The following is a 20,096-nucleotide window of genomic DNA, read 5'->3' as shown; positions in this document are numbered from 1 at the left end:
GATTGTGTCAGGGTCTGCGGGAGAACGCGGTACCAGGGAGCGTCGCCGGCGAGGTGCGACGGGGCTTGCTGACCTCGTCGCCTCCTCACCCCGGTATCCGGTTCACGACCGAGTCAGAAGGGGCTGTCGTCGGGGTCGTCGGGGTTGTCGGGTGAGGGTGGGCGTGGTTTCGGGGGTGGTGGAGGATTGTTCTTGACGAACTCTTCGAGGCTGGCGGTGTCGTCACCGCTCGAGTCCTCGCCCTCACCCCCGCCCAGTGCGTAGTACTGGCCCCGTAGTCCGCGCTTCCCGGCCATGCGCTGGTTCTCGATACGGCGTTGTTCGGTGATCCGGTCGCGGGCGGGGCGGGCGGCTTCGATCTCGGCGATCCGGGTCGCGTCGGCGTGGGCGCGCAGGTGCGTGTCCCAGGCCCGGTCCAGCGCAGCAGCCAGCACTGGGGTCAGCAGGTCGTGCTCCTCGTAGGTCGCGGTGCGCAGCTCACCATCGATCGTCCACCGAGTCTGGGTGGGCTCGACAACCGGCCGGCGCGGAACCGAGCGGGGAGGCAACGTGGCAGGTGGGAATCGGGGCGGGTCTTCGGGAATCCGCCTGTACCGGTCTTGGTCGGGACCGGAATCTGGATCTGCTGGCTTCCGCGGATCGAGATCCGTCCCTCCCACAGTGCCCGGTCCCTGGTCACGATCGCGATCTTGCTGGTCCTGGTCCTGGTCCTGGTCCTGGTCCTGGCCCCGTTCTTGCGCCTGTTCTCGTACGGGGTCCGTGCCCCGTTCGGGGTCGATGAGGCCGGCGGTCTTGATCTTGTGGTGGAGCCAGCACAACCGGTGAAGGTTGGCCAGGGAGGTCGGGCCGCCGGCGGCGGGGTCGGTGTGGTCGTACTCCTCGATGTGGTCGTCCTCCGACGCGAGCACCGTCGCTCGGGTGCAGCCGGGTGCGGCGCAGACCGGGTGGCGCAGGCGGAGCTGGAGCCGCATCTGCGCAGTCGGCGTGTAGGTGTCGGCGGTGACCGGGAGATACGCGCCGGTGGTGGGATCGGTGAGGATCCTCTGCCACACGCTCTGGCCTGCGGCCAGGGCTCGGGCTTGCTCCGCGGGGACCGGGATCAGGCCGTTGATCACCCCGGGAGCGTCACTCTCACCCAGCAGCGTCATCGCCGGCACCGTGACCAGCAGCTTGTACGGGGAGGCAGGCTCGGGCACCGGGTCGGTGTCGAGCATCGACTGGATCAGCACCGCATATCGCAGCGCCGCCAGAGACATCGCGCGGCCGCGTTGACGCAGCACCTCGTCGATATCGAACGGGATCGGTGCGTCGCTGTCTGAGTCGTTCAGGGCGTGGCGCTGGGCTTTCTGGATCGCCTGCGCGGCGACGTCGAGACGGTGGGCGAGGGCTTTGATCTCCAGCGTCGGCCCCGTCACCGACAACGTCGCGATACCCCGCGCGGGGTCGGTGATCTCAAGATCCACACGCCGCTCCGACTCCGGGGTGACGGGAATCGTGCCCGCAGTGACCAGAGTGATCAGGGAAGCGAGGTGGCGGGCGAACTGGTCCCTCGAGATCGACGCCAGATCCCACCCCGCCACATGCTCATCCACAACGCGGACCTGGTCATCGGGCAGTGCCCGTACTTTGCGCAGCAGCATCTGGTGGAAGTCCTCGGGCAGGTCACCCGCGGACAGGACCTCGAACGTGCCGGGCATCAGGACCGCGGACCGGTGAGCATCCCGGATCAGACACTCCGCACGGTGCAAGGACGCCCGCAGGCCGGTCGCGACCTTCAACGCCGAGATATCCGCTGAGTCGATGCACCCGTCGGACTCCGGATCCCGGGTCAGGAACGAGGTCAGCAGCTCCTGCTCGCGGGCATAGAGCTTCGTGCGTTCGCGCATGTTTGCGTGGATCGCTAATGCCCGTACCGCCTGCTCACTCTCGGGCTCCGCCTCACACGCCTCGATCACCCGCTGCGCAGTCAACGCCCGCCGAGCCCGCACCGGCCACACCGGCACCGGAGGCACAACACCGGGATCGGAGGCGGTACCGGAAGGGCCGCCGGAGCGCTCGCCCGAAACGCTGCTCGCAGGCCCATCCTGCCCACGGCCGGACAGCGAATCCTGCTCGAACTCCTCACCCACGACAACCCCTCCTTCCCACCCCTGGAAAACGTCGGCCTCACTGCCGACGACTTCACTTCATTTTACGTGATCGAACACCGTTACGAAAGACCTCACGAGCAATGTGTATGAAATTGTGGATAACCGCCCACTGTGGAGGAAAGGTGGCGTTCGGTGAGAGTGGTGCCATGGGGGAGGGCTGCCTGCGCGGCCGTCGTCGAGCTGGTCACGTGGTCAGCGTTGTGCACATCGATGCAGTTCACGCAGCGTCACATGGGGGTTGTCAAGGTTTTCGAGCTGGCGCTGTCGAGTTGGTCCGCGAGAACTCTGCGGGGAGGTGAGTGGGGAGTAGGTTCAGTGGACGAGCGATGCGACCAGCGTGTTGTGGATAACCTGTCACTGTGGAGGAAAGAATGGGACGTGAATGCCCGGAAGTGCGTATGGAGATGACACGGCGCGTGGTGTACGGACTGCATTCTTGACGGTCCACCTGGGGTGCTGAACCTCGGTCCGACGGAGTCGTGACGGCGGTCGACGGCCCGGGCCCCGTCGGCTGGATCCGTCGGGCCGTCCTGGTGGACCGTCGGCCCCTTTACATACAGTCACCCACACGAGAGAGTCGTCGTGGCATGGCACTGTTCCACGCCGCTGCCCGACGCCGCTGCCCGACAGCACGACCCGACACCTCACTCCAGACAGGACCTCCATGGATCGCAGGACCGGCAATCCCTTCACCCCCGGATTCGGCCTCACTCCGTTCATCCTCGCGGGCCGCGCCGAAGCCATCGAGGACTTCACGGCGGCCCTGGCCGGCAACGTCCCCGAGGCGCGGGCGATCCTCATCTCCGGCGCGCGCGGTTCCGGGAAGACGGTGCTGCTGACCGAGTTCAAGGAGCTCGCGCTCGACGCGGGATGGACCGACCTGCGCGTGCACACCTCCTCGAGCTCCCTGGTGGACGAGCTGCGGGGCACGGCGATCGCCCGCCTGCGCGAGCTGGACCCCGAGGCGGAGACCTCGCGGCTCACGTCCGCGCGGATCTCGGGAGCCGGCGCCTCCCGGGAGATCCATCAGCGCTACGAGGGGGAGGGGGAACCGCTCACCACGGTGCTCGACCGGCTCGCGGCGCTCACCGACGAGGACGGCGGCGGTCTCCTCGTCACCCTCGACGAGCTGCAGTCCGTGGACCGCGATCAGCTGCATGCGATCACCCAGCACGTGCAGGACCTCATCGGGTCCGGGCACGCCGTCGCGTTCCTCGCCGCCGGGGTGCGGCCCGGGGTCGACGCCCTGCTCGACCACGAGCGCACCACCTTCCTGCGTCGTGCGCACCGCATCGAGGTGGGCAGCGTCGACGTGGGCACTGCGGCCGAGGCGATCCGGATGACCATCGCCGACACCGCGAAGACCATCACCCCCGAGGCGGCGGTGCTCGCCGGGGAGATCTCGCAGGGCTACCCGTACCTGATCCAGCTCATCGGCTCGAAGGCCTGGCAGAACAGCGGTGACGCCGACACGATCGAGATCGAGGACGTGCGCGGCGGGCGCGACGGCGTGGTCGCGGCGATGATCAAGAACGTGCACGGTCCGGCCCTGCGCGGCCTCAGCGCCCGCAAGCGCGAGTACCTCCACGCGATGCTCGCGGACGACGGGCCCTCGAAGGTCGGGGACATCGCCGAGCGGATGGGCGTGGACCCGCGCAACCAGTCCACGTACCGGGAGCGGCTGATCGACGACGAGCTGATCCGCCCCGCCGGACGCGGCCTCGTGGAGTTCGCCCTGCCCTATCTCGGGGCGGCGCTGCTCCATGAGCAGGCGGAGGGGGCGGCGACGGAGCCCGGCAAGGGACTGACGCGGTCCCATCGCTCGCGGCGCGGACGGGCAGGGAAGTGATCAGCTGATGGCTACGCGGCCCTGTCCTGCCTGCCTGCCCTGCCCGCTCCACCCGCCCCGCGCGACCCGCCGTCAGATCCGGGCGAGGGCGACCGCGACGTTGTCCGGCCCGCCGGCCTCGAGGGCCAGGGCGACCAGATCGTCGGCCAGCTGGTCGACGTCGGCTGCCGGCACGGTGAGGGCATCGGCGAGGGCCGACGGCTCGACCACCGCGTGCAGCCCGTCCGAGGAGAGCAGCACGAGGTCGCCCGGCTCGAGCTGACGGATCAGCAGGTCCGGGGCGGTCGGAGCGCCGGCGGCCAGTGCACGGTTGAGCACGGCACGATCAGGATGCGCGGCGACCTCCTCCGGGGCGATGCGGCCGGCTGCGACGAGCGAGCGCAGGTGGGTGTGGTCCTGGGTGACCGCCTCGATCCGGGTGCCGCGCACGAGCGTCGCACGCGTGTCACCGATATGCGCGACATGCAGGCGGCCGGCATGGATCAGCGCCGCCGTCAGGGTGGTTCCGTCGGGCCCGTCCGGCGGGATCAGCGCCTCGGCGGCGGACCAGGCGGCGTCGAGGGCGGCGAGCGGATCGGCCGACGGGTCCTGCCCGACAGCCCCGACAAACGCAGAGAGGATCCGTGCGGCGAGGTCGTCGTCTCCGCCGAAGCCGTCGGCCAGGGCGAGCAGCACGGCGCCGCCGGGGAGCTCGCGGGTGGCCACGGCGTCCTGCTGGGCGGTGCGCACGGGTCCGCGCTCGGCGGCGGTCGCGACCTGCAGGGGCGCGGTGGGGTGGTTCGTGGTGGATGCGGTCATGGTCCTGTCCTCCTGGGGACGTTGCCCGAGGTCATGGGCGAGAGCACGGACGGCGGCGCCGCGGGAGAAGGCGTCGGCCTCCTCCTGCCGCCACCAGGAGCGCAGTTCGGTGACGGCGGCGGCCGCCTCGAGGTCGCAGAGCACCTGGATGCGGGCGAGCCCCATCCCGAGTCCCCGCAGGGACGCGATCAGCTGCGCCCGCCCCACCTGGTCGGCGCCGTAGGAGCGGTAGCCGGTGAAGGGATCGATGCGTCGCGGCGGGAGCAGTCCCGACTCGGCGTACATCCGCAGCGCCTTCGGGCTGAGCCCGCTGGCCGTGGCCAGCTCGCCGATGCTCAGCAGCGCTGCCTCCGGATCTCCCTGCGCCATGCGTTCCTCCGTCGTGCCTCGCCCGAGGTCCTCGGGCACCGGGGCGTTCCCGGCACGGACCACGCTCCGGACTGTCCCCGGGGCAGAGTCAAGCGGGCCCGGCCCGGAGCCTCCGAATATTCTGTCGACCTCCGGTGATTCTCTGTGATGCACTGCGAACATGCACTTCTCGATCCGTCCTCTGGACCCCGCGTCCGATCTCGAGCTCACCCAGTACGGCGCCCTCGACGTCGCGCTGGACGAGGCGGCGCACGGGGGCAGCGAGGTGTTCACGCTCGCCCAGCGACGGGTGCTGCTCACCGACACCCCCTACTCCAGCACCCAGCGCTGGGTGGCGGTCGCCGAGCCGGTGGAGGGCGGGGAGGTCCTCGCCGGGATCGCCTCGGTGCACCTCCCGCAGCAGGACAACCTCGACACCATCTCGGTGGGGGCCTCGGTGCATCCGGCCTACCGCGGTCACGGAATCGCCACCGCCCTCGTGGAGGAGGCGCTGATCCCGGCGATCCGGGAGTCCGGGCGCTCCCTGGTGGAGTGCTACGGCGCGATCCCGGCCGACGGCGACCCCGATGACCCGTCGGCGCCGACGAACCGTCTCGCCGCGCGACTGGGCATCTCCCGCAAGAACCTCGCGGTGTGCCGCATCCTGCCGCTCCCGCTCGAGGACTCGCTGCTGGATCAGCTGCAGGCCCAGGTCGACGAGAAGATCGGCGACTACCGCATCGAGCTGTGGGACGGCGAGATCCCCGAGGAGCATCTGGAGGCCTACGGAGTGCTCCTGCGCCAGCTCGAGCTGGATGAGCCCGACGAGGAGGTCGAGCACGAGGCGACCGAGTACACGCCCGAGCGGATCCGCCTGGTGATGCAGAGGCTCCAGGACGCCGGCACGCGCGCGATCGTCGCCGTCGCCGTCGCGCCCGACGGCTGCTTCGTGGGCAACTGCGAGGTGCACCTCCAGCAGGAGGAGGGGACGACGATAGCCTGGCAGGAGAACACGCTGGTGATGCCCGATCATCGGGGACACCGGCTGGGTCTCGGGCTGAAGGTCGCCACGCATCGGCTGCTCACGGAGCAGGCGCCGCAGGTGCGCTCGATCGCCACCTGGAACTCGCACGTGAACCCGTGGATGATCGCGATCAACGAGGCGCTCGGGTACCGGATCGCGTATCGCGAGCTCGCGCTGCAGGGCCGCCCGCAGCTCTGAGGCGGGATCCCGCGACACGCCCGGCGCTCCTCGGCTCCCCGCCGACGGGCACCGCTCGGCCTAGGTTCGTGACCACCGGCCGAGGGGGATCAGCGTGCAGGCACGGCATCTCAGGAGATCATTGCGGCCCGGGCGGCCGCACGAGCAGTTCACCCTGATGATCGCGATCATGGCCGTCATCATGTCCGGCGGGATGCTCACGGGCCTGCTCACCGACGCGTCCGCGCCCGCCCAGGAGAGGGCTCCGCAGGCTGTGCTGCCGCCGGGGGACCCCTCCAACTCCACCCGGATGGACCACCGCACGCGGATCACCGGGGACATCACCCCGAAGTCCGTGGTCGCCGGCCCGGGCGGCACAGTCATCGCGAACAACATGATGTACAGCCACAGCTCGACGCTGTATGACGCGGAGACCCTCGAGCTGACCGCGACCGTCTCCGACGAGGTGGACCTGTCCGACTTCGGGATCGAGGACCGCGCCGGCGTCACACAGGGCGCTCCGGTGGAGGCGGTGTTCTCGCCCGACGGCGCCTATGCGTACGTGTCCCAGTACCGGCTCCAGGGCCCCGGCGCAGGAGCGAAGGCGACCGACGACTGCGCGAACGGCGACGCGATCGGGAAGTCCGCCGTGTACCGACTGAATCTCGCGAGCGGCCGGTGGGACCAAGTCATCGAGGTCGGGAGGGTCCCGAAGTTCATCTCCCTCTCGCCCGACGGCAGCCTCGCCCTGGTCTCGAACTGGTGCGACTCGAGCGTCTCCGTCGTGGACCTGGCCGAGGGCGTCGAGACCCGCCAGATCCCCGTGGACTCCGCCCCGCGCGGCAGTGTGGTGCTGCCGGACAACCGCACCGCCTATGTGACCGCGATGTACGCCGACGAGCTGTACCGGGTCGACCTGGTGACCGGGGAGAGCGAGCTGGTGCTGGAGACCGGCCGCAAGCCCCGCCACCTGGTCCTCTCGCCGGATGCGAGCCGCATGTACCTCACCGAGTCCGGCTCCGACCGGCTGCTGGAGCTGGATCCGGCGACCGGCGAGGTGCTGCGGGAGGCGGAGACCGGCCGCGAGCCGCGCTCGATGGCGATCTCGCCCGACGGTCTCGCGCTGTACGTGGTGAACTACTACGCCAACACGGTCTCCAAGTTCGACACGGAGACCCTGGAGGAGATCCAGACGGTGGAGGTCGGGCAGAACCCGATCGGTGTCACCTACGAGCCGACCCAGCGACGCATCTGGGTCGCCAACTATGCGGGGTCGATCGACGTCTTCGACGACACCACCCGCGCCGAGGAGATGATGTGAGCATGGTTCAGGATGACCCGAGCAGCCGCGTGATCAGCGCATCCCGGGAGATCGCGGCCCCGGCCGGAGCGATCTTCGCCCTGATCGCCGATCCGGCGGAGCAGCCGCGCTGGGACGGGAACGACAATCTCGCCGAGGCCGCCCCCGGTCAGCGGGTGATGGCGGTGGGGGATGTGTTCGTCATGACCAACCGCAACGGGGGCGTGCGCGAGAACCATGTCGTCGCCTTCATCGAGGGACGTGAGATCGCCTGGATGCCGGCCCCGGAGGGCGAGGAGACGCCCGGGCACCGGTGGGGCTGGGAGCTCGAGGAGCTCGACTCCCGGCGCACCCTCGTCACCCACACCTATGACTGGTCACGGCTGACCGACGAGAAGCGACTGGCCAAGGCCGCCGGATACACCGCCGAGAACCTGCGCGCCTCGATCGACCGGCTCGCCCGTCTCGCCGAGGGCGCGGACGGGCCATGAGCTCGCGGGACGACGCCCGGGTCCAGAGCGAGCTCGAGCAGGCCATCGCCCGCGGCGACTTCGATGACCTGTCCGGCGCCGGCAAGCCGCTGGACCTTCCGGCTTCCCCGGACCCGGACTGGTGGATCCGGCAGCGCCTCGCCGAGGACGATGTGGACCGCGACGCCCTGCTGCCTGTGGTGATGCTGCTGCGTCGCGAGTACGAGCGGCGCGACGACACCCTGGTCGAGCTGCGGAGCGAGCAGGCGGTTCGCGAGTTCGCCGCCGAGTTCACCCAGCGGGTGCACGAGGACCGCCGCGCGAACCCGCTGGCCCGCATGATGGCCCCCGAGATGGATCCCGAGGACGCCGTGGAGCGCTGGCGGGAGCTGCGCGCCGCGACGGCCGACCGCGAACCGGCTCGGGCCGAGACCGCGGTCGAGGGCCGACGGCCCCGTCGGCGCTGGTGGCTCTTCGGCCGACGGGGATGAGCCGGGAGCTCGGAGGGGTCGGAGGGCTCAGCGCCCGTCGGCCAGCGACTCCTGCGCCGTGGTGATCAGCGCACGCACGGTGCGCACCGCCGCGGTGAGCGCGGGCTCCGAGAGGTCCTGACCGATCGTGGACAGCGCGGCTGTCGCTCGACTCGCGAAATCCTGGGTCTCGAGGGGGAGGCGGGCGACCGCGGGCACGAGGCCCTTCTCGGTCGTCACCCACGCCCCGGCATCGGCGTGCCAGGCGTGCGCGCACCACATCAGGGCCGTCGCGCAGCACAGCTGGAGGTAGGCGACATCGCCGCGGCCCGTCACCTTCGCGGCACCGCCGACGAGGAATTCCGCCGTCCGGAGCTGCTCGACCAGGGCATCGCGCAGGGGAGCGGGATACGGGTCCAGGCCGTGGCGGAGCTCCTCGAGGACGCCTCGGGGATCGACCAGAGGTCGGCAGGTGGCGACCTCGCCCGCATAGGCGATGTCGACGTATCCGAGGGGATGCCCGGTCTGGTGGTGGACGGCGAACTCGCCGCGCCGGGCACGACGGCACTGTTCGCGCACCCGGTCCACGTCCCGCAGGATCAGGTCCACGGGCGTGCCGTCGACCGTGAGCCAGGCGCCGCCGTCGACCCAGGGGCCCCAGCCGCCCGGCCCGGCGACGTCGACCGGGGAGCCGACGATCGTGCTGGCTGCCTCCCGCAGGGCGGGCCGGTCGAGCGCGGACGCCTCGTAGTAGAGGCCGAGGTCCACATCGGAATCGGCGTGATGGGTCCCCCGGGCGCGACTGCCCCGAGAGTGACAGCGCGGATCCCCTGCACGGCCACCACCTGCTCGGCGATCTCCTGCAGGCGGGCATCGGTGATCATGGGGTCTCCCAGCGGCGCATGGACTCCGCGAACCACTCCTCGGGGTCCGCGGCCGACGGTGACGCCCCGTGCGCGAGCAGCCAGGCGCACACGTTCGTGCAGTCGCGGCGCAGGAAATCTGGTCCCTTGGGGTTCGCGATCAGGTCGATGACCTGGGGGACGTCGATGACCACCGGATCCGGTACCTCGGCGCGGGAGTCGATCAGGATGTTGTACGGCGAGAGGTCGCCGTGGACCAGGCCGAGACCGGCGAGGTCGATGACCACGTCGCGCAGCCGCGCCGCCCAGCGCGTGGTTGTGGCCGCGTCGGGGCTGGTCTCCTGCAGGCGCGGCGCGGCGACCGCCCCGCGCTCGTCGTCGGTGCCGATGAACTCCATGCACACCTCGGTGCCGACGATCTGGATCGGGTAGGGGACCGGCAGGCCCGCCTCCCACAGACGCTTGAGCACGTCGAACTCGGTGCGGGCCCACTGGGCGGCCGCGACCTGCTTGCCGAAGGCGGTGCCCTTGGCCATGGCGCGGGCTTCGCGGGTGTCCTTCCCGCGGCGGCCCTCGGAGTACTCGTGGGAGCGGTGGAACGAGGAGTGCTCCGGGGCGCGGTAGCGCTTGGCGACCATCAGGGTGGCCTCACCCGGAGAGCCGGTGAGCAGCTCCTCGGGCAGGGCGCGATCGAGCAGGAAGGCGTCGGCCTCCTTGCCGGTCTTGAGGATGCCGAGCTCGGTGTCGATCGCGCCGTCGTGCTGGACGATCCAGGCGGGGAAGGGCTGCGGGCCGCGGTCGATGGTGCGGGCGGTCTCGGGCCAGGTGGACCAGCGCTGGTCGTCGTCGAGCTCGGCGACGGTGGCGGTGAGAAAGGAACGGGCGAAGAAGGCGTCCTGATCGAAGGACGGTGTCATGGGGTCTCCTGAGGGAGGACCTGCGAGAAGCTCAGCAGGTCGGGGTGGAACGGAGGACTGCAGGGGTCAGCGCGGTGACAACCATCAGGTCCTCCTTCCCTCAGGGCCGGCCCGTCCGGGGCGGCGATGGGTCCACCCTAGAGGGGCGCGATGCCGGGGTCCACCTATTTACCGAGTGCCGATCGACCGTTCCTCGCCGCTGGTCATTAACCGGTTCAGGGAAACTCTTCCCACGTTGCACTTCGGACGGTTAGCCTCAAGATCCCTCTCCCCCGATCAGGAGTCGACGATGACGTCCGACCTGCATCATGCCCAGCCCGCCCACCCGTTCTCGCGCCGCGCGGTGCTCGCGGGATCCGTGGGCGCCGCGGCGCTCGGCGTCGGCATGGGTGCTCCGGCCCTGGCCGGCGGGCCCCCGGATGCCCGAGCCGTGCACTGGAAGCGCGGGCACGTGTTCCCGATGTTCAGTGCGGCCGGGAAGATCGTGGTCGCGGACGCCCGGGAGCTCGACGGCTTCGACCGTCTGCTGCTGATCACCCTGCAGGGGCTCGTGAACCGCGACCGTCCCGAGATCTACCTGATCCTCGACCCTGTCGACGAGACCTGGATCCCCGACCTGCCCGTGCGGGCGACCCGGGTCGAGGACCCGTTCATCCTGCTCGAGACCTACCGCGACCGCGTCGCCGGGGCCGTCGTCTACGACATGGACTCCCCGCACACGATCAACCTCGCCACCACGATCGCCGGCCTGCGCGGAGGGCTCGTCGCGAACGCCGAGCAGGTGCAGGCGCACGGCCTGAGCGTGCTCGAGGACCTCACCGGCCGCTTCGAGGACGATCCCGCCGCGGTGCACGACTGGGCGATGTCGACCCTCTGGCCGGAGTGCACCCGCGAGGTGCTGGTGGGCCTGCCGCCCACGCACACGGTCACCGTCGAGGGGATCACGTGGACCGAGCTGCTGCGCGAGGAGGACCGGGTCACCGACTCCTCGAACCTCGACACGTACACCGTCGACCTCTCGGGCTCGCTCGGGGCCGACGCGATCTTCCTGCGCCTGAGCGACGCCTTCCCCCAGGACGGCTGGGGCCCCGCCGTGCACGCCGTCGAGGTGACCGCGGACGGCGCGGTGATCGCGTCGTTCGTGCCCGGCACCGACGAGGAGACCCCGTTCCTGTTCGACGGCAGCGGCTCCTCGACCAAAGAAGGCCTGCGCTTCGCCGACGGCGGCGGGTCGTTCATCTACCGCGTCGAGGTCCCTGCGGGGACGTCGGCCGTGAGCGCCGCGATCGAGGTGGAGAACCAGTTCGTCATCTCCGCGACCGACCAGGCGCCCACCCGCGTCGAGCCGTTCGCCTCCTTCCGGGACTTCGCGGTCGCGACCGGAGCGCTGGTCAGCTGGCTGCCGCCCTCGGGAGCCAGCGGGAGCCAGTTCGAGGACCTGCTGGAGCAGGTCGAGCCCGGCACCGCGTACGCGGGCTGGTTCTCCAACGACGTCTCGGGGGAGTGGTCCGGCGTCGAGCTGTGCAGCCGGGCCGGGGTGATCGTCGTGGCGGCGGACTTCTACGCGAACGGGAGCGTGCTCTCCGCGATCCGCGCGCACGTCAGTGCGACCCCCTCGGCGCGATCCACGGCCGCCCCGGAGAACCGCACCTACCTGACCCTCACCATCGGCGAGGGTGACAACATCCAGTACTGCCAGCGGCACATGCGCGAGCTGTGGGACGACCCCGGCCGCGGCGCCGTGCCGATGAACTGGACCGTCTCCCCGCTGCTGGAGGACATCGGCCCCGCGCTGCTCCATCACTTCCAGGTCACCTCGACCGAGAACGACCTGCTCGTGTGCGGGCCCTCCGGAGCCGGCTACACCTACGGCGACTCCTGGCCGGAGGACGAGCTCGCCGTGTTCACGCAGCTCTCCGGGCGGTATCAGAAGCGCACCGGGCTCGACGTCGTCTACGCCTATTCCACGCCCGTGCCCGGCGGGGTCTCGCCCGTCCTGCCGGACTGGGTGCTGGAGTCCTACGCCGAGGACGTCGAGCTGCGCGGCATCATCCAGACCGACGAATCGGGCCGGATCACCGACGCCGGCGCGGCAGTGCCGCTGATCGGCACCTTCTACCCGCCCGGCGGGGTCGAGGAGTTCCGCTCCGAGCTGCTCGCGCGGATCCAGGAGCACGACGGGGACGGCCCGCTGTTCCTGGCCGGCCTCATCAACGCCTGGAACTGGACGCCGAGCGATGTGGTCGCCCTCGTGCAGGGCCTCCCCGAGGACGTCGAGGTGCTCCTCGCCGATGAGTTCTTCGACCTGTTCGCACAGACCGCATGAGCGCTGACCCCACGGACACGCAGCTGCTCGCCGCCTACGACGAGCAGCTGCGCGAGGAGGCGGACTTCGACGGAGCGCTCGACGTGACGCGGCACGGGCCCCTGTGGCTCGTCCGGCTCACGGGCGGCCGCGGGTTCGTGACCTATCGCCGCCTCGAACCGGCGGGGGCCAGCGAGGTCCGCGAGCTGGTCGCGGTGGCGGTGGCGCACTTCGACACGGACGGGTCGGTGCGGGAGATCGAGTGGAAGAGCCGCGGGCACGATGCCGCACCGGGGCTCGAGGAGGCTCTTGTCGCGCACGGCTTCCAGGCCGAGGAGACGGAGTCGATCATGATCGGGCCCCTCGAGGGGCTCGTCGGCGACGGCCGGGTGCCCGAGGGGGTGCGCGTGCGGCGCGCGACGGAGGAGGCCGACGTGCGGGCCGTGAGCGCGATGACCGATCGTGCCTTCGGGAAGGAGGTCGACGGATCCCGCGCCGACGCCCTGGTCGCACTGCTCGCCCGGGACGACGGGGCGCAGCAGTGGGTCGCCGAGGTCGACGGTCGGCCGGTGAGCGCCGGCCGTCTGATCCCCGTTGTGGGCACGGAGTTCGTCGGGATCTGGGGCGGGGCGACGCTGCCGGAGTTCCGGCATCGCGGGATCTACCGGGCGCTCACCGCAGCGAGGGCCCGAGCGGCGCTCGAGTCGGGCTATCGGTACCTGCACAGCGACTCCTCCCGGTTCTCCCGCCCCATCCTCGAGCGCTCGGGACTGGTGGCCGTCTCCACGACCACGCCGTGGGTGCGGCGATCGGGGACACCCGGGAGATAGGGCTGGACGCCCGGTGCCGTCGGCCGGGAGACTGGCTCGATGTTCCTGGAGAACCTCGGCATCGATGCCATCGACCCTGTCCGCGTCGGCCGCTTCTGGGAGGCGGCGCTGGGCACCACCACTCTGACCGCGGAGCTCGACATCCTCGAGACCCGGCTCGATATCGGCGGCGGCGCGTACCTCGACCTGTGCTTCGCCCGGGTTCCCGAGCCGCCCACGTCGCCGCAGCGCCTGCACCTGGACCTGCGCGGTGGTGAGCAGCAGCAGGACGTTGCGGCGCGTCTGCGGGAGCTCGGGGCGAGCGACCTCGACATCGGGCAGGGGGACGTGCCCTGGATCGTGCTCGCCGACCCCGAGGGCGGCGCGTTCTGCGTGATGGAGGAGCGGGAGGAGTTCGTCGCCACCGGGCCGATCGCCGCCCTGCCGCTGGACTCGTCCGATCCGGAGCGGGACGCCGACTTCTGGGCGTGGCTGACCGGCTGGGTCGATGTGGACGGCCAGGCACCGCGGGCCCTGCGGCACCCGTCGCTGAGCGGTCCGCTGCTGTCGCTGTATCCGGAGCCCGCGCCCAAGGTGCCCGGGGCCAAGAACCCGATCCACCTGGACGTGCGTCTCGAGCCGGGGGACGACGCCGACGAGATCGCCGCGCAGATCGCCGAGCGGGGCGGGTGGGAGCTCCGCCACAACTGGGGCGACCTGCCCTGGCGGGTGTTCCAGGATCCCTCCGGCAACGAGTTCTGCGTGCTGCCGGTTCCCGGGGCGGCGGCATGAGCGGCGGGCGGAGGACAGCAGGCTTCCTGGCCGTGCTGCTCGGCGGGGCGGGAATTCTGCACCTCGCGCGACCGGAGACCTTCGACGGCATCGTGCCGAGGGCGCTGCCCGGACGGGCCCGGGTCTACACCTACGCCTCCGGGGCGGCGGAGCTCGGCGTGGCCGGGCTGCTCGCCGTGCCGAGCACCCGTCGCCTGGGCGGGATCGCGGCAGCGGCCCTGTTCGTGGCGGTGTTCCCCGCGAACCTCCAGATGGCGTACGACTGGCGCGGTGCCCGGCCGCGGAAGCGGGCCATCGCCCTGGGGCGCCTGCCGCTGCAGGGCGTGCTCATCGCCCAGGCCAGGCACGTGGTGACGGCGGTGGATCGGGGCTGACCGGGGCTGTATGGCGTACCTGCTCTCGTTCTCGCGCCGTCGGGGTGGCGATTCATACGGGGAGGGGGTATGCTTCGAGCAACAGTTACATACCCCTAGGGGGTATCGAATAAAAGGGGGTGGCGATGAGCATGCACGTCGCGGAGTCGGGTATCGAGCTGGAGATCGGCGGGATGACCTGTGCTTCCTGCGCGAACCGGATCGAGCGCAAGCTCAACAAGCTCGACGGCGTCTCGGCGAGCGTCAACTACGCCACCGAGAAGGCCAAGGTCACCGCCCCGGAGGGGTATGACCCGCAGCTGCTCGTCGCCGAGGTCGAGAAGTCCGGTTATACCGCCGCGCTCCCGACGCCCCCGTCGGCCCGCGGCGCGCAGAGCGATGGCGCCGAGGAGCCGGCGCCGGATCTCGAGCTGATCGCCCTGCGCCAGCGCCTGATCGGCTCGATCGTGCTGAGCGTGCCCGTCATCGCGATGGCGATGATCCCGGCGCTGCAGTTCACCTACTGGCAGTGGCTCTCCCTCGCGCTCGCCGCCCCGGTGATCGTCTGGGGTGCCTGGCCGTTCCACAAGGCGGCCTGGGCGAACCTCAAGCAGGGCGCGGCCACGATGGACACGCTCATCTCGATGGGCACCTCCGCCGCGCTCCTGTGGTCGCTCTACGCCCTGTTCCTCGGCACCGCCGGGATGCCCGGCATGACCCACCCCTTCGAGCTGACGATCTCCCCGTCGGACGGCGCGGCCACCATCTACCTCGAGGTCGGAGCCGGCGTCACGATGTTCCTCCTCGCCGGCCGCTACGTCGAGAAGCGGTCCAAGCGGCAGGCCGGAGCCGCCCTGCGTGCCCTGCTCGAGATGGGCGCCAAGGAGGTCTCCGTGCTCCGCGACGGTCAGGAGCGGACGATCCCCGCCCGCGACCTCGTGGTGGGCGATGAGTTCATCGTCCGGCCCGGCGAGAAGATCGCGACCGACGGCGTCATCATCGCCGGGACCTCCGCGGTCGACGTCTCGATGCTCACCGGCGAGTCCGTGCCGGCCGAGGTCGCCGAGGGTGACGCCGTCACCGGGGCGACCGTCAACGCGGGTGGTCGCCTGGTGGTGCGGGCGACCCGCGTCGGCGGCGACACCCAGCTCGCCCAGATGGCGAAGCTCGTCGAGGAGGCACAGACCGGCAAGGCCGAGGTGCAGCGCCTGGCCGATCGGATCTCCGGCATCTTCGTGCCGATCGTCCTCGTGATCGCCGTTCTCACCCTGGCGGCCTGGCTCCTTCTGGGCTTCCCCGTCACCGCGGGATTCACGGCCGCCGTCGCCGTGCTCGTCATCGCCTGCCCGTGCGCCCTGGGTCTCGCGACTCCCACCGCCCTGCTCGTCGGAACCGGTCGCGGAGCGCAGATGGGCGTGCTCATCAAGGGCCCGGAGGTCCTGGAGTCCACACGCACCGTCGACACCGTCGTGCTCGACAAGACCGGCACCGTGACCACCGGGAAGATGACCCTGGTGGATGTCGTGACGGATCACGGCACGGATCGCGCCGAGGTGCTGCGGATGGCCGGGGCGGTGGAGGACTCCTCGGAGCACCCGATCGCGCAGGCCATCGCGCGGGGCGCGACCCAGGAGGTCGGGGTGCTTCCTGCTCCGTCCGAGTTCCTCAACATTCCCGGCACGGGGGTGCGAGGGACGGTCGAGGGTCGCGCGGTGCTCGTGGGTCGAGAGGCGCTCCTGGCCGAGGAGCAGATGGCGCTCTCCCCGGAGGTCGCCGCCGCGAAGGCGGAGGCCGAGGGGAAGGGGCGGACGGTCGTCGCCGTCGGCTGGGACGGCGCGGCCCGAGGGATCCTCGTCGTGGCCGACGCGGTCAAACCCACCAGCGCGCAGGCCATCGCGCAGATGAAGGAGCTGGGCCTGCGCCCGGTGCTCCTGACCGGGGACAACGAGACCGTCGCCCGGCAGATCGCTGCCGAGGTCGGGATCGACGAGGTCATCGCCGAGGTGCTGCCCGCGCAGAAGGTCGACGTCGTCACGCGGCTCCAGGCGGAAGGGCGCATCGTCGCGATGGTCGGCGATGGCGTCAACGACGCCCCGGCCCTCGCCCAGGCCGATCTCGGCCTCGCGATGGGCACCGGCACCGACGTCGCGATCGAGGCCTCGGACATCACGCTCGTGCGCGGCGACCTCCGCAGCGCAGTCGACGCGATCCGCCTCTCCCGCCGCACCCTGTCCACGATCAAGGTGAACCTCTTCTGGGCCTTCGCCTACAACGTCGCCGCGATCCCGATCGCCGCCCTGGGCATGCTCAACCCCATGCTCGCCGGCGCTGCGATGGCCTTCTCCAGCGTGTTCGTCGTGGGCAACAGCCTGCGGCTGCGCGGCTTCCGGAGCATCGCCGGGAGATCCTGACGTCGGTGCCTCGTCGTCCCCGAACGGGGCTCAGGCGTCGGCCGCCTGCTGGGCTCCCATCATGGCGGAGGTGCCCAGGTCGCTCGCGGGCAGGGACTCGCCGGCGGAGACCGCTTCGGTCCAGGCGGCGCAGGTCGCGACGGCGGCGAGGTTCGAGTTCAGCACCGCCATGATCGTCTCGTGGACGGTCTGCGCGGTGGCGAAACCGGCCTCGTTGGCGATGTTGATGGCGCCGGTCGCGTCGCTGAGCACCTCGGTGGTGAACCCGAGGGCCTCACCCTCCACCGCGGAGGCGAGGACGCAGTTGTTGGTCATGTAGCCGACCAGGGTGACGGTGTCGACGTCCTGCTCGCGGAGCCAGGCGGCGAGGTCGGTGTCGGCGTAGACCGAGCCGAAGCGCTTCACGATGCTCTTCCAGCTGCTGGTGCGGCGACCCTCGACGTCGGGATGCAGTGAGAAACCGGGCTGGCTCGGGTCGAAGACGGGGGAGCCCTCGCCCCCGGTGTGCTGGAAGACGGCGATCGGCATGCCTGCCTCCTCCGCGGCGTCGATCGTGCGCGTGATGGTGGGCAGCGAGTCGGTGTGGGCGGGGTGCTGGATCTCCAGCGGTCCGCTGAAGTAGTCCTGCTGCACGTCGATGACGATGAGGGCGCGACGAGGGGTGGTCATGGAGGATCTCCTGGGTCTGTCGAGGGTGCCGCCGGGTGTGGCACCTCTCGAGCCTCCTACGGGTCCCCCTCACGGCCCAGTGGCATGATTGCCGATATACGATGAGATTCAGCCAGACCGAGATCGGTTCCCCGGGAGGTTCTGCATGCGCATCGGGATCTACGCTGTCGAGGGCACGACGCTGTTCCATCTCTCGGTCCCCCAGATGGTGTTCGACGAGGTGGCTCGACTGGGGATCGCGCCCTGGGAGACGTTCCTGGTCAACGAGAACGGGGGGTCCGTCGGGACGGCCGAGGGATATGCCGTCACCGGGGTGCAGGACTGGGGCGAGGCCGCAGGGGCGGAGGTGCTCGTGGTGCCCACCTGGCATGCGGACGGTCGGCTCGCGGGCCACGAGATGCTGGAACGCCTGGTCGCCGCGCATGCTCGCGGGGCCACCATCGTCGGCTTGTGCCTGGGGACGATTCCCGTGGCCGATGCCGGTCTGCTGGCGGGTCGAGCCGCCGTGACGCACTGGCAGGCCTTCGGACTGCTCAGCGCACGCCATCCGGACCTGGAGCTCGATGAGACAGTGCTGTACGTCGACCATGGTGACGTGCTGACCTCGGCAGGGACCGCCTCCGGACTCGACGCGTGCCTGCATCTGGTGCGTGCCCGGCTCGGCACGGACGCGGCGAACAAAGTGGCCCGCTCCCTGGTGATCGCCCCGCACCGCGAGGGCGGGCAGGCCCAGTACATCGAGCGTCCCGTCCCCGAGCAGGACGAGCAGGACCAGCTCTCCCGTGCCATGGCCTGGGCGCTCGAGCACCTGGGCGCGCCGCTGCCCGCCTCGCGGCTCGCGCGCGCCGCCCACATGAGCCCACGGACTTTTGCGCGTGCGTTCCCGGCAGCGACGGGCACGACGGCCGCGGTCTGGGTGAAGGCGCAGAGGCTCGACGAGGCGCGTCGGCTCCTGGAGACCACGGACCGCAGTGTCGAGCAGATCGCCGGGGACGCCGGATGGGGGAGCGTCGTGACCATGCGCCAGGCGTTCACCCGATCCCTCGGGATCTCGCCGACGCAGTACCGGCGCCAGTTCCGGGACCGCTGAGCGCCGGTTCCCGAGCGCGACCAGCGCGACTCAGGCGTCGACGTCCTGCGGGAGGCCGTAGTGGTCTGCGATCAGCTCCAGGGTGCGGGCCTGGACCTCGCGGGAGTGCCCCATCGTCACCAGCATGATCTCGTCGGCGCCGGTGAGGTCATGGAGTACTGCCAGAACCAGCTCGCCGGGCTGCGCGAGACGCTGCGCGCACTGTTCGCCGCACAGGTGGAGGGCGCCGCCCCCACGCCCGAGACCCTGGACGGCGTCAATCGTGCGCTCACCCGCGCGCCCAGTGCGCAGCTGGTGCAGTTCAGCGAGGATCGGGGCCTCCATCGGGTGACCTCCCATCCCGTGACGCGGCAGGTCGAGCACGCCATGGCGCAGATCGCCGAGGAGGCCGCCGTGCTGCTGACGAGCGAGGAGGCAGGGTCGGTGGCGAAGTGCAGCGCACCCTCCTGCGATCGTTTCTTGCTCCGGACCCACGCCCGTCGCCACTGGTGCTCCACGCGCTGCGGCGACCGGGTACGGGCATCAAGGGCCTACGCCCGCAAGCAGGAGCGGGAGAGCGCTCTGCGCGGGTGAGGTTCCTTGGGTGATCGTGGGCCCGGCATCAGTTGCGGACACCCTTGCATGCGCTGTGCATGCACGACTACGGTCAGACCATGAGCACCCTCCAGGTACGTGACGTCCGGCCCGAGACGGCCGAGGTCCTCAAGCGGCGCGCCGCGTCCCGCGGGGTCTCGCTGAGCGAGTACCTCCGCGCCGAGCTCGACCGGCTGGCGTCCGTGCCTTCGCGCTCAGAGGTGCTGGCGCGGATCTCTGCCCGGTCGACGCCGGAGCTGACCCTCGCGATCGACGAGCTCGCCCGCGCCCGGGCCGAGCGGTCCGGGGAGTGATCGTCCTCGACGCCTCGGTCGCTGCGGAACTCCTGCTGGACCAACCGTCGGCCCCTGCCATCGCCGCAACCCTCGACGGGCACGAGCTCGCTGCGCCGGAACTGCTGGGGGTGGAGATTCTCAGCATTCTGCGGGCGTGGACGCGCGGCAGAGGACTGGACGCAACCCGTGCCCAGGAAGCCCTGGTCGACATGGAGGACCTGGGGATCGCCTGGTACTCCGATCGACCTCTGCTCCGGGTGGCCTGGGGGAAGCGGGACAACGCCTCGGCGTACGACGCCATCTACCTCGCGCTCGCCGAGACCCTGTCCGTCCCGGGGCACGAGGTGAGGGTGCTGACTTTCGATCGCCGCCTCGCCAGGGCGTTCCCGTCGCTCACCACAATCGCTCAGGACGGTGGCGATACCCGCTGAC

The 20,096-nt window shown here is 70.8% G+C and carries 19 protein-coding genes; 14 read left to right on the top strand and 5 right to left on the bottom strand.

Annotated elements, in window-relative coordinates:
- Window positions 1-113: 113 nt before the first annotated feature.
- Window positions 114-1,886 (bottom strand): HNH endonuclease signature motif containing protein, encoded by a 1,773-nt coding sequence (locus tag ACT3T5_RS02165; protein ID WP_444593469.1) that lies wholly within the window; start codon window positions 1,884-1,886, stop codon window positions 114-116.
- Window positions 1,887-2,814: 928 nt separating this feature from the next.
- Between ACT3T5_RS02165 and ACT3T5_RS02160 the strand changes: the two genes are divergently transcribed.
- The gene (locus ACT3T5_RS02160; RefSeq protein WP_444593468.1) at window positions 2,815-3,999 is read left to right on the top strand and encodes an AAA family ATPase; all 1,185 of its coding nucleotides are present in this window, start codon (window positions 2,815-2,817) and stop codon (window positions 3,997-3,999) included.
- Window positions 4,000-4,071: 72 nt separating this feature from the next.
- On the opposite strand, the gene ACT3T5_RS02155 is transcribed toward ACT3T5_RS02160, so the two are convergent.
- Window positions 4,072-5,166, bottom strand: a complete 1,095-nt coding sequence (locus tag ACT3T5_RS02155) for a MerR family transcriptional regulator (RefSeq protein WP_444593467.1) — start codon at window positions 5,164-5,166, stop codon at window positions 4,072-4,074.
- Window positions 5,167-5,326: 160 nt separating this feature from the next.
- On the opposite strand from ACT3T5_RS02155, the gene ACT3T5_RS02150 reads away from it, so the two are divergent.
- The 4 genes from ACT3T5_RS02150 (at window position 5,327) to ACT3T5_RS02135 (ending at window position 8,607) form a co-directional block, all read left to right on the top strand.
- Window positions 5,327-6,367, top strand: a complete 1,041-nt coding sequence (locus ACT3T5_RS02150; protein ID WP_444593466.1) for a GNAT family N-acetyltransferase — start codon at window positions 5,327-5,329, stop codon at window positions 6,365-6,367.
- Window positions 6,368-6,536: 169 nt separating this feature from the next.
- Entirely contained in the window at window positions 6,537-7,667 is a 1,131-nt protein-coding gene (locus ACT3T5_RS02145; RefSeq protein ID WP_444576537.1) for a beta-propeller fold lactonase family protein, read from the top strand.
- A gap of 2 nt (window positions 7,668-7,669) precedes the next feature.
- Window positions 7,670-8,137, top strand: coding sequence for an SRPBCC family protein (locus ACT3T5_RS02140; protein ID WP_444593570.1), 468 nt, complete (start codon window positions 7,670-7,672; stop codon window positions 8,135-8,137).
- Entirely contained in the window at window positions 8,134-8,607 is a 474-nt protein-coding gene (locus ACT3T5_RS02135; protein ID WP_444593465.1) for a J-domain-containing protein, read from the top strand. Before ACT3T5_RS02140 ends, ACT3T5_RS02135 begins: the two co-directional genes overlap by 4 nt.
- 27 nt (window positions 8,608-8,634) lie before the next feature.
- Here the strand turns inward: ACT3T5_RS02135 and ACT3T5_RS02130 are convergent, their stop codons facing one another.
- Both ACT3T5_RS02130 and ACT3T5_RS02125 read right to left on the bottom strand, forming a co-directional pair.
- Window positions 8,635-9,354 (bottom strand): nucleotidyltransferase domain-containing protein, encoded by a 720-nt coding sequence (locus ACT3T5_RS02130; protein ID WP_444593464.1) that lies wholly within the window; start codon window positions 9,352-9,354, stop codon window positions 8,635-8,637.
- A gap of 112 nt (window positions 9,355-9,466) precedes the next feature.
- A complete protein-coding gene (locus ACT3T5_RS02125; protein ID WP_444593463.1) occupies window positions 9,467-10,366 on the bottom strand; it encodes a serine protein kinase RIO in 900 nt (299 codons plus the stop codon).
- 289 nt (window positions 10,367-10,655) lie between these two features.
- On the opposite strand from ACT3T5_RS02125, the gene ACT3T5_RS02120 reads away from it, so the two are divergent.
- The 5 genes from ACT3T5_RS02120 (at window position 10,656) to ACT3T5_RS02100 (ending at window position 17,036) form a co-directional block, all read left to right on the top strand.
- Window positions 10,656-12,692: a GxGYxYP domain-containing protein gene (locus tag ACT3T5_RS02120; RefSeq protein WP_444593462.1), complete on the top strand. Its 2,037-nt coding sequence runs from the start codon at window positions 10,656-10,658 to the stop codon at window positions 12,690-12,692.
- Window positions 12,689-13,501 (top strand): GNAT family N-acetyltransferase, encoded by an 813-nt coding sequence (locus tag ACT3T5_RS02115; protein ID WP_444593461.1) that lies wholly within the window; start codon window positions 12,689-12,691, stop codon window positions 13,499-13,501. Before ACT3T5_RS02120 ends, ACT3T5_RS02115 begins: the two co-directional genes overlap by 4 nt.
- Before the next feature lie 39 nt (window positions 13,502-13,540).
- The gene (locus ACT3T5_RS02110) at window positions 13,541-14,272 is read left to right on the top strand and encodes a VOC family protein (RefSeq protein ID WP_444593460.1); all 732 of its coding nucleotides are present in this window, start codon (window positions 13,541-13,543) and stop codon (window positions 14,270-14,272) included.
- Entirely contained in the window at window positions 14,269-14,646 is a 378-nt protein-coding gene (locus ACT3T5_RS02105; RefSeq protein ID WP_343923737.1) for a DoxX family protein, read from the top strand. The genes ACT3T5_RS02110 and ACT3T5_RS02105 overlap by 4 nt, the downstream gene beginning before the upstream one ends.
- Window positions 14,647-14,771: 125 nt before the next feature.
- On the top strand, window positions 14,772-17,036 hold the full coding sequence (locus tag ACT3T5_RS02100) for a heavy metal translocating P-type ATPase (RefSeq protein WP_444593459.1): 2,265 nt from the start codon (window positions 14,772-14,774) through the stop codon (window positions 17,034-17,036).
- A 30-nt stretch (window positions 17,037-17,066) separates the two neighbouring features.
- Here ACT3T5_RS02100 and ACT3T5_RS02095 read toward each other — a convergent pair whose 3' ends face one another.
- Window positions 17,067-17,705 (bottom strand): isochorismatase family protein, encoded by a 639-nt coding sequence (locus tag ACT3T5_RS02095; protein ID WP_444593458.1) that lies wholly within the window; start codon window positions 17,703-17,705, stop codon window positions 17,067-17,069.
- 145 nt (window positions 17,706-17,850) lie between these two features.
- On the opposite strand from ACT3T5_RS02095, the gene ACT3T5_RS02090 reads away from it, so the two are divergent.
- The 4 genes from ACT3T5_RS02090 to ACT3T5_RS02075 all read left to right on the top strand — a co-directional run bounded on the left by ACT3T5_RS02090 (window position 17,851) and on the right by ACT3T5_RS02075 (window position 20,095).
- Window positions 17,851-18,795: a GlxA family transcriptional regulator gene (locus ACT3T5_RS02090; RefSeq protein ID WP_444593457.1), complete on the top strand. Its 945-nt coding sequence runs from the start codon at window positions 17,851-17,853 to the stop codon at window positions 18,793-18,795.
- Window positions 18,796-18,855: 60 nt separating this feature from the next.
- Window positions 18,856-19,368, top strand: a complete 513-nt coding sequence (locus ACT3T5_RS02085; RefSeq protein ID WP_444593456.1) for a CGNR zinc finger domain-containing protein — start codon at window positions 18,856-18,858, stop codon at window positions 19,366-19,368.
- Between the two features lie 80 nt (window positions 19,369-19,448).
- Window positions 19,449-19,682, top strand: coding sequence for a FitA-like ribbon-helix-helix domain-containing protein (locus ACT3T5_RS02080; protein WP_444593455.1), 234 nt, complete (start codon window positions 19,449-19,451; stop codon window positions 19,680-19,682).
- Window positions 19,679-20,095 carry a type II toxin-antitoxin system VapC family toxin gene (locus tag ACT3T5_RS02075; protein ID WP_444593454.1) on the top strand — a complete coding sequence of 139 codons (417 nt, stop codon included), beginning with the start codon at window positions 19,679-19,681 and terminating at the stop codon, window positions 20,093-20,095. Before ACT3T5_RS02080 ends, ACT3T5_RS02075 begins: the two co-directional genes overlap by 4 nt.
- Window position 20,096 lies beyond the last annotated feature (1 nt).

It is taken from the genome of Brachybacterium sp. AOP3-A1-3, assembly GCF_052378285.1.
Classification (GTDB): Bacteria; Actinomycetota; Actinomycetes; order Actinomycetales; family Dermabacteraceae; genus Brachybacterium.
Note: the sequence above shows the minus strand (reverse complement) of the source record. Positions and strands in the feature narration are given on the sequence as shown.

What these genes read in the sequence shown, in the direction of transcription:
- ACT3T5_RS02165 (WP_444593469.1), bottom strand. Translation starts at nt 1,886, where the DNA reads ATGCGCGAACGCACGAAGCTCTATGCCCGCGAGCAGGAGCTGCTGACC.
- ACT3T5_RS02160 (WP_444593468.1), top strand. Translation starts at nt 2,815, where the DNA reads ATGGATCGCAGGACCGGCAATCCCTTCACCCCCGGATTCGGCCTCACT.
- ACT3T5_RS02155 (WP_444593467.1), bottom strand. Translation starts at nt 5,166, where the DNA reads ATGGCGCAGGGAGATCCGGAGGCAGCGCTGCTGAGCATCGGCGAGCTG.
- ACT3T5_RS02150 (WP_444593466.1), top strand. Translation starts at nt 5,327, where the DNA reads ATGCACTTCTCGATCCGTCCTCTGGACCCCGCGTCCGATCTCGAGCTC.
- ACT3T5_RS02145 (WP_444576537.1), top strand. Translation starts at nt 6,537, where the DNA reads ATGGCCGTCATCATGTCCGGCGGGATGCTCACGGGCCTGCTCACCGAC.
- ACT3T5_RS02140 (WP_444593570.1), top strand. Translation starts at nt 7,670, where the DNA reads ATGGTTCAGGATGACCCGAGCAGCCGCGTGATCAGCGCATCCCGGGAG.
- ACT3T5_RS02135 (WP_444593465.1), top strand. Translation starts at nt 8,134, where the DNA reads ATGAGCTCGCGGGACGACGCCCGGGTCCAGAGCGAGCTCGAGCAGGCC.
- ACT3T5_RS02125 (WP_444593463.1), bottom strand. Translation starts at nt 10,366, where the DNA reads ATGACACCGTCCTTCGATCAGGACGCCTTCTTCGCCCGTTCCTTTCTC.
- ACT3T5_RS02120 (WP_444593462.1), top strand. Translation starts at nt 10,656, where the DNA reads ATGACGTCCGACCTGCATCATGCCCAGCCCGCCCACCCGTTCTCGCGC.
- ACT3T5_RS02115 (WP_444593461.1), top strand. Translation starts at nt 12,689, where the DNA reads ATGAGCGCTGACCCCACGGACACGCAGCTGCTCGCCGCCTACGACGAG.
- ACT3T5_RS02110 (WP_444593460.1), top strand. Translation starts at nt 13,541, where the DNA reads ATGTTCCTGGAGAACCTCGGCATCGATGCCATCGACCCTGTCCGCGTC.
- ACT3T5_RS02105 (WP_343923737.1), top strand. Translation starts at nt 14,269, where the DNA reads ATGAGCGGCGGGCGGAGGACAGCAGGCTTCCTGGCCGTGCTGCTCGGC.
- ACT3T5_RS02100 (WP_444593459.1), top strand. Translation starts at nt 14,772, where the DNA reads ATGAGCATGCACGTCGCGGAGTCGGGTATCGAGCTGGAGATCGGCGGG.
- ACT3T5_RS02095 (WP_444593458.1), bottom strand. Translation starts at nt 17,705, where the DNA reads ATGACCACCCCTCGTCGCGCCCTCATCGTCATCGACGTGCAGCAGGAC.
- ACT3T5_RS02090 (WP_444593457.1), top strand. Translation starts at nt 17,851, where the DNA reads ATGCGCATCGGGATCTACGCTGTCGAGGGCACGACGCTGTTCCATCTC.
- ACT3T5_RS02080 (WP_444593455.1), top strand. Translation starts at nt 19,449, where the DNA reads ATGAGCACCCTCCAGGTACGTGACGTCCGGCCCGAGACGGCCGAGGTC.